The organism is Sphingomonas sanguinis (assembly GCF_001476905.1).
Classification (GTDB): domain Bacteria; phylum Pseudomonadota; class Alphaproteobacteria; order Sphingomonadales; family Sphingomonadaceae; genus Sphingomonas; species Sphingomonas sanguinis_B.
The window spans coordinates 1-6,955 of sequence record NZ_LDTE01000098.1; the positions used below are offsets into that span (position 1 = coordinate 1).

Sequence of the window (6,955 nt, forward strand, 5' to 3'; positions counted from 1 at the left end):
TGGGTTTGGACCCTAGAATAAACGCCGCTTTCCACCAACCTTCGCCGTTCCGAGGGGCCGATCGGGCTCGCTCAAGCAGCCGATCCGTTTATAATAAACGAGCGGCAGCTTTCGGGAAGCGAGAAGGCACGTGCGAACGGCAGGAATTGGGTCCTCTCAGCGGCTGAGTGCCCGGTTTCAACTTAGTCGGTTTCGGCCGCTTGGCTTGCGTACCGCATTCCCGTAACGCGCCGCTGGGGGAGATCACGCCTTTCCCGTTTCTCCGTCTTCACCCGGCAGTTTTGGGAAAGCGGACCTCGCGGGCGACCGTCAACATGATCGACGTGGCCCACTTGCCATCAATCGTTCCCAAACGGGAAGGCTGCCGCCAACCCTCACCCATCGGCGAGAACCGCGCGGTGGCCGACCAGGCGATCGATGAAATGCCGGGTCTTGGCCGGTACGAAGTCGCCGCCCTGATACATCGCATAGACGGCATAGCCCGGCAGCGACCAGTCGGACAGCAGCGGTACGAGGCTGCCGTCGGCGAGGTCGCGTTCGACCGCGAAGCGCGGGCTGACGGCGATCCCGGCCCCTTCCCTAAGCGCGACCTGCAATGCCAGCGTGGTGCTGGTGCCGAGCCGCGCGGTCGTATCGACCGTCCGGGTGCCGCTATCGTTGGTGAAGACGTAGCGCCGTCCCCGTCCTCGCGGTGCGTAGATCAGCATCGCATGGTCGGAAAGATCGTCCGGCGTCGTCGGCGTGCCTGCGCGGGCGAGATAGTCGGGCGCCGCGCACACAACATGGTCGATCGCACCGATCCGCCGTGCGACGAGGCTGCTGTCGGGCAGGCGATCGGCGATGCGAACGGTTACATCATATCCCTCACCGATCAGGTCGCGCCCGCGATCGTCCAGATCGACATGCACCGCGAGATCGGCGTGATCGCGCAGCATCGCCGACACGACCGGCATCAGCCGCACGACGCCATAGGTCAGCGGCGCGTTGACGCGCAGGATCCCACGCGGCCCATCCTCCGCGACGCGTGTTTCGGCCAGCGCGAGATCGTCGAGGATGCGGGTCGTGTCGGCGAGAAAGCGTTCGCCGGCTTCGGTCAGTGAGAAGCGTCGCGAGGTCCGCCGCAGCAGTTGGACGCCAAGCCGATGTTCAAGCGCCGCGACCTGCTTGCTGACACTCGCTTTCGACAAGCCGAGTGTGGCGGCCGCAGCGGCGAAGCCGCCCCGTTCGACCACGGCGCGAAACGCTTCCATCTCGGTCAGGCGGCTCATGATCGTTTCCCTGATGGCAACGCTGGGTCAATCAGCGGCAATATTGTTTCTACCAATTGGTAACATCAGGTTGCTGGGACAGGAAAGGAACCCGCCATGCAGTCTGCTTTCGCCTCCACATTCGCCTCACTGATCGCCGCACCGGCCACGGCGCGATGTGTCCAGCCCCCCGCCGTCGGCCACAGTGACAACGGTCCCGACGACGAACTTGGGCGGCTGTCGTGGAGGTACGATTGCGCCTTTATCGGTGGCTCGCTGGAGTTTCGGAGGGCAAGCGCCGCGCAGATCCGTCCCGTCGCCATCGCGCTGCGCCGTTGAGGGAGGCCGCACCATGACCCAGGCTCTTATCCAGCGCCGCAGCACCGGCCGCACCGTGCGTGCAGGCGGCATGACTGTCGAGTATCTCGCCACCAGCGACCGGACACATGATGCGATCGGCATCTATCGCATCGTCCTCGACCCCGCGTCTCCGGGTGCCGGCCCGCACTATCATGATCGCATGACGGAAACCTTCGAAGTCCATGCCGGCACGCTGGCGATGATGGTCGATGGCGTGCCGGTGGATGCCGGGCCAGGCGATTTCATCCTGATCCCGCCGGGCGTCGTCCATGCCTTCGCCAACCGGGGCGACGTACCGGCGGTCTTCACGCTCAGCTTCACGCCTGCCTTGAGCCGTGAAGGGTTTTTCGAGGGCATGGCGCAATTGAGCGATGCAGACCGGCTTGACGACACTGACGCGATGCTCGCGTTGATGGCGGGGTACGATCAGGTGCCGGTGGATGGCATCGCCGGTTGGACGCAGGCGGATTGATAGCTGAGCCGGATTGCCACCTTGGCGATCGAAGATCGCCGGGCGGCAATCCCATTTTGCGATCGGTTTCGAGAACCATTTTTCTTTCCCGATCCTTGATCCCGGTGGGAATGAAACCACGATCGCGATAGCAATCCTAAACGAGGCTATCGTGCAGGCGCGGCGAACGAAAAGGCTCGACCCGATTAGCGGCCACGAAGAAATCGATGGTTGCGCGCACCGCCGGACGCATCTGTCGCCGGCTGGCATGATAGATGAAGAAGCCTAGAAAGGGCGGACAATGTTCGGGGAACAGCTCGACCAGCCGCCCCGCCGCCAGATCGTCGGCCATGACGCTCTCGATCACGAACGCGATGCCGGCGCCATCGCATACCGCGCGCCGCAACAGCGCATCGTCGTTGACGATCAGGGTCTGCGGCAGCGCGTCGAGCACCAGATCCGCACCGCCGCGGGTCACTTCCCAACGATAGATGCCACCACCCAGCCGGCGGTGCAGGCAGCGGTGATCCGCCAGTTCCTCCAAGCTCGTCGGTCGCCCGTATCGCTTGAGATAGGCCGGCGCCGCCACCGCCGCCATCCGCAGCGGCCCGCCGATCCGCGTCGCGATCATGTCGGGACGCAACGTCTCGCCCAGCCGCACGCCGAGATCATAGCCTTCCGCCACCGTGTCGACGAACCGGTCGTCGATCACCAGATCGAGCGTGATGCCCGGATAGGCATCGACGAACGCGGCGAGATGCGGCGCGAACAGCGCGTGTGCCGAAAGGGGCGTCAGCGTGATCCGCACCGGGCCGGCGGGCGCGGCATCGCTGTCACGGGCGTCCGCGACTGCGGCATCAATCTCCCCAAGCGCGGGGCCGATGCGGTCGAGCAGGGCGCGCCCGGCATCGGTCAAGGCCAAGCTGCGCGTCGAACGGTTGAGCAGCCTTACGCCGAGAGCCGCTTCCAGTTCTGCCACCGCATGGCTCACCGCCGATGGGGACATCGCCAATGTCCTGGCTGCCGCCCGGAACCCGCCCGCCTGCACCACGGCGGCAAAGATGCTCAGGCGCGCCAGTCGCTCACGATCCATTGTCTCACCTCATCGAACGGCTTGTCCGATGAAAGCCGTCTAATCCGCACAATGGAATGGGCCAATATCGTCGCAGCAATCGGAAGAGGAGCAACGACGATGCAAAACCGCAAATTGGGTGAACTTGAGGTTTCGGCGATCGGCCTCGGCTGCATGGGGTTCACCGCCGCTTATGGCGGGCAGGACGAAGCGACGTCGATCGCCACGCTGCGCCATGCGGTCGAACGCGGCATCACCTTCTTCGACACCGCCGAAGTCTACGGCCCTTACGAGAATGAGGAGATCGTCGGGCGCGGGCTTAAGGCGGTGCGTGACCAGGTCGTGATCGCTACCAAGTTCGGCTTCGACATCGCGCCGGAGGGCGCGACGGGGTTCGAGCGGATGCGCGGCGCCGATGGCACGCCCGCCAATGCCCGCCACGCGATCGAGGGATCGTTGCGACGACTGGGCATCGACGTGATCGACCTCTTCTATCTACACCGCCCCGATCCCAGGACGCCGATCGAGGACTCGGTCGGCGCGATGGCCCAACTGGTGCAGGCGGGCAAGGCGCGCTTCCTCGGCCTGTCGGAAGTTACCGCCGACCAGCTCCGCCGCGCCCATGCGGTGCATCCGATCGCCGCGTTGCAGAGCGAATATTCGCTCTGGGAACGCGATATCGAGGACGAGATACTGGCGACCTGCCGCGAACTGGGCATCGGCCTGGTGCCGTACAGCCCGCTCGGCCGCGGTTTCCTGTCGGGCAACATCCGCAGCAAGGCCGACCTTGAAGCCGACGACTTCCGCAGCACGCTACCGCGCTTCGACGAAGCCAATCTCGCGGCGAACCTGAAGCTGGTCGATCGCCTGCGCGCAATCGCCGATGAGAAGGGCGTGACCGCGGCGCAACTTGCGCTCGCCTGGGTGCTGGCACAGGGCGACGACGTCGTCCCTATTCCCGGCTCGCGCAAGATCGCCCATCTCGACGACAATATAGCCGCGGTCGACATCACGCTGACGCCTGACGACCGCACGCGGATCGCGGATGCCTTGGGTGGTGTGCAGGGCGCGCGGTACGCCGCTCGCGAGATGGCGATGCTGCCGCAGCGGTGAGGCGCTCGGCCGGCGCGCTATGCCGGAGATGCGGATGATTTCATTCTGCCGGGCCGGAATGCCGGCCTGGCAGAAGGATTGATCGTACGTCACTTTCCCGGAACGCCACGCTCGTCGCATATCGGGAAAGCTGGCTGGTTCTCGTTACCCGATCGCAAACGGGAGACGCGCGAATGGCATTACGGCCAGCGGCATCGTGCGCCGCACCAACCAGCAATGCTAGGGTCAGGACCCATTGATGTGAGGTGCGCGATCTGATTCAGGCTCCGAGAGGAGACTGGAATGAGCGACCTGTACTGGCTGACGGACGAGCAGATGGAACGGCTTCGGCCTTTCTTTCCCAAGAGCCACGGTAAGCCGCGCGTGGACGATCGTCGGGTGCTGAGCGGTATCGTGTTCGTCAATCGAAACGGGCTGCGCTGGCGAGATGCACCCAAGGACTACGGCCCGCACAAGACGTTGTATAACCGTTGGAAGCGCTGGGGCGAGGCAGGCGTGTTCACGCGGATGATGGAGGGCTTGGCTGCGGCGGACTCCGAGCCGAAGACGGTCATGATCGACGCGACTCACCTGAAGGTGCACCGCACGGCATCGAGCCTGCGGGTTAAAAAGGGGATCTCGGCCGCCTGATCGGGCGTACCAAGGGCGGCATGAACACCAAGCTCCATGCGGTCGCCGACGCGAACGGGTGCCCGTTGAGCTTTTTCATGACAGCAGGCTAGGTCAGCGACTACACTGGCGCGGCAGCGCTGCTCGATGATCTGCCAAAAGCACAGTGGCTGCTTGGTGACCGCGGTTATGATGCAGACTGGTTCAGGGACGCCCTGCATGCAAAAGGCATCCAGCCTTGTATCCCGGGCCGGAAATCTCGCAATGAACCCGTCAGATACGACAAGCGCCGCTACCGACGACGCAGCCGCATCGAGATGATGTTCGGCCGCCTGAAAGACTGGCGCCGCGTCGCGACCCGCTATGACCGCTGCCCCACCGCCTTCTTCTCGGCCATCGCTCTCGCCGCCACCGTTATCTTCTGGCTCTGATCAACGAGTCCTGACCCTATTGTCGGTGCTACCAATGCAAGCGTCGTACGCCCCTGCGCCAGGCGGTCCGCTGCGAGGATCATCCGCCATCGGGTCAGGTATTCTAGCGGGGTCTGGCCGAATGTTTCCCCGAAGCTCGACCGCGACATGCCAGCGGTTTTGGCGAGGTCTTCATGCATCCAGGGTTTCGCCGGATCGGCATGCATCGCGGAGAGTGCAGCGCACATGCGCAAGTCACCCAGGGCTGCCAGCCAGCCCCACGCTTGTGCCGACTGGTTGGTCAGGTGCAGGCGAAGTGCCTCGACCAGCAATGTCTGGGCGAGCGGTGAGCTAATAGTTGACCCTATGCGCCGCAACATTTGCGGCAATTGATCCTGCCGACTTACGCAGCGCTACGAAAAAGTCCGATATGGCCTTTGACCTGCTCCCCTGGAATGTGACCGCGATGAGGTAGAGTCCGCCTCGATAGGAGACGGATAGATGAAGCGGAGCAGGTTTTCGGACGAGCAGATCATCGCGATCGTGAAGGAGCAGGAGGCCGGCACGAAGACGGCCGACGTGTGCCGCAAGCATGGGATCAGCGACGCGACTTTCTACAAGTGGAAGGCCAAGTATGGGGGCCTGGAGATTTCCGAGGCGCGACGGCTGAAGGCGCTGGAGGACGAGAATGCGCGGCTGAAGCGGCTGTTGGCAGACGCGATGCTCGACAACGCCGCGCTGAAGGAGATGGCGGGAAAAAACTGGTGACGCCCGACGCGAAGCGGCGGGCGGTCCATCTCATCCGCGAACGGCTGGGGCTCAGCGAGCGCCGCGCCTGCGACATCGTTGGCGTGGCACGTCGGGTGGTCCGCTATAAGCCGGTGCGGTCTGACGACGGCACCCTACGCCAGCGACTGCGGGAGCTGGCCGGGGAGCGTCGCCGGTTCGGCTATCGGCGGCTGGGCTATCTGCTTGCCCGGGAAGGGCTGGCGCCCAACCACAAGAAGCTGCTGCGGATCTATCGCGAGGAGGGCCTGAAGGTCCGCCGGCGTGGTGGCCGGAAGCGGGCGCTGGGCACGCGCGCACCGATGACGGTGCCACAGGAGCCGAACCAGCGCTGGAGCCTCGACTTCGTGTCGGATGCCTTTGTCTGTGGCCGGCGTTTCCGTATCCTGACGGTGGTCGATGACTTCAGCCGGGAGTGCCTGGCCTTGGTGGCGGACACGTCACTGTCCGGCGCCCGTGTTGCACGCGAGCTGACGGCGCTGCTGGGTGAGCGCGGCAAGCCGCTCCTGATTGTCAGCGACAATGGCACCGAGCTCACCTCGGTCGCCATCCTGCGTTGGTCGCAGGAACGGCAGGTCGAGTGGCACTATATCGCACCAGGCAAGCCGACCCAGAACGCCTTCGTGGAGAGCTTCAACGGTCGCCTGCGCGACGAATGTCTCAACGAGACGCTGTTCATCTCGCTGGCCCACGCCAGAGCGGTGTTGGCGGCTTGGCGTCTCGACTACAACACCGTCAGGCCACACTCCCAGTTCGGCGGGCGCACCCCCGCCCAAATAGCCGGCCAACGTAGTCCGGGGCATGCCCCGGACCACGTTGCCATCCCCTCAACCCTCAAGCATGATCCCTACGGACTCTACGTCTGAGCGGTAACAAGACGGGGAGCATGTGTGGACGACCCCTGCGG

At 64.5% G+C, this 6,955-nt stretch carries 7 protein-coding genes and 1 pseudogene; 5 read left to right on the plus strand and 3 right to left on the minus strand.

The features are described from left to right. Window positions 1-374: 374 nt before the first annotated feature. Entirely contained in the window at window positions 375-1,268 is an 894-nt protein-coding gene (locus SB4_RS14535; protein WP_058753142.1) for a LysR family transcriptional regulator, read from the minus strand. A 96-nt stretch (window positions 1,269-1,364) separates the two neighbouring features. On the opposite strand from SB4_RS14535, the gene SB4_RS14540 reads away from it, so the two are divergent. Beyond that, on the plus strand, window positions 1,365-1,586 hold the full coding sequence (locus SB4_RS14540) for a hypothetical protein (RefSeq protein WP_058753143.1): 222 nt from the start codon (window positions 1,365-1,367) through the stop codon (window positions 1,584-1,586). A gap of 13 nt (window positions 1,587-1,599) precedes the next feature. Further along, complete coding sequence (locus SB4_RS14545) at window positions 1,600-2,079, plus strand: cupin domain-containing protein (RefSeq protein ID WP_058753144.1); 480 nt, start codon at window positions 1,600-1,602, stop codon at window positions 2,077-2,079. A gap of 136 nt (window positions 2,080-2,215) precedes the next feature. Here the strand turns inward: SB4_RS14545 and SB4_RS14550 are convergent, their stop codons facing one another. Then, complete coding sequence (locus SB4_RS14550) at window positions 2,216-3,151, minus strand: LysR family transcriptional regulator (RefSeq protein ID WP_058753145.1); 936 nt, start codon at window positions 3,149-3,151, stop codon at window positions 2,216-2,218. Between the two features lie 99 nt (window positions 3,152-3,250). On the opposite strand from SB4_RS14550, the gene SB4_RS14555 reads away from it, so the two are divergent. Together SB4_RS14555 and SB4_RS19125 are read left to right on the plus strand one after the other, a co-directional pair. Continuing rightward, on the plus strand, window positions 3,251-4,243 hold the full coding sequence (locus SB4_RS14555) for an aldo/keto reductase (RefSeq protein WP_058753146.1): 993 nt from the start codon (window positions 3,251-3,253) through the stop codon (window positions 4,241-4,243). A gap of 282 nt (window positions 4,244-4,525) precedes the next feature. Continuing rightward, window positions 4,526-5,283 (plus strand): annotated as a pseudogene (locus SB4_RS19125) (IS5 family transposase). Here SB4_RS19125 and SB4_RS20070 read toward each other — a convergent pair. After that, window positions 5,214-5,642, minus strand: a complete 429-nt coding sequence (locus SB4_RS20070) for a helix-turn-helix domain-containing protein (protein ID WP_058753148.1) — start codon at window positions 5,640-5,642, stop codon at window positions 5,214-5,216. The pseudogene SB4_RS19125 and the gene SB4_RS20070 overlap by 70 nt on opposite strands. Window positions 5,643-5,763: 121 nt before the next feature. Between SB4_RS20070 and SB4_RS14575 the strand changes: the two genes are divergently transcribed. Continuing rightward, window positions 5,764-6,914 (plus strand): IS3 family transposase gene (locus SB4_RS14575; RefSeq protein ID WP_420893896.1). Its coding sequence is split into 2 segments (ribosomal slippage): window positions 5,764-6,016 and window positions 6,016-6,914, totalling 1,152 coding nucleotides; the frame shifts between segments, so codons are not numbered across the junction. The last annotated feature ends 41 nt before the right edge of the window (window positions 6,915-6,955 follow it).

Coding starts and splice junctions, on each gene's coding strand:
- SB4_RS14535 (WP_058753142.1), bottom strand. CDS start 1,268: ATGAGCCGCCTGACCGAGATGGAAGCGTTTCGCGCCGTGGTCGAACGG.
- SB4_RS14540 (WP_058753143.1), top strand. CDS start 1,365: ATGCAGTCTGCTTTCGCCTCCACATTCGCCTCACTGATCGCCGCACCG.
- SB4_RS14545 (WP_058753144.1), top strand. CDS start 1,600: ATGACCCAGGCTCTTATCCAGCGCCGCAGCACCGGCCGCACCGTGCGT.
- SB4_RS14550 (WP_058753145.1), bottom strand. CDS start 3,151: ATGGATCGTGAGCGACTGGCGCGCCTGAGCATCTTTGCCGCCGTGGTG.
- SB4_RS14555 (WP_058753146.1), top strand. CDS start 3,251: ATGCAAAACCGCAAATTGGGTGAACTTGAGGTTTCGGCGATCGGCCTC.
- SB4_RS20070 (WP_058753148.1), bottom strand. CDS start 5,642: ATGTTGCGGCGCATAGGGTCAACTATTAGCTCACCGCTCGCCCAGACA.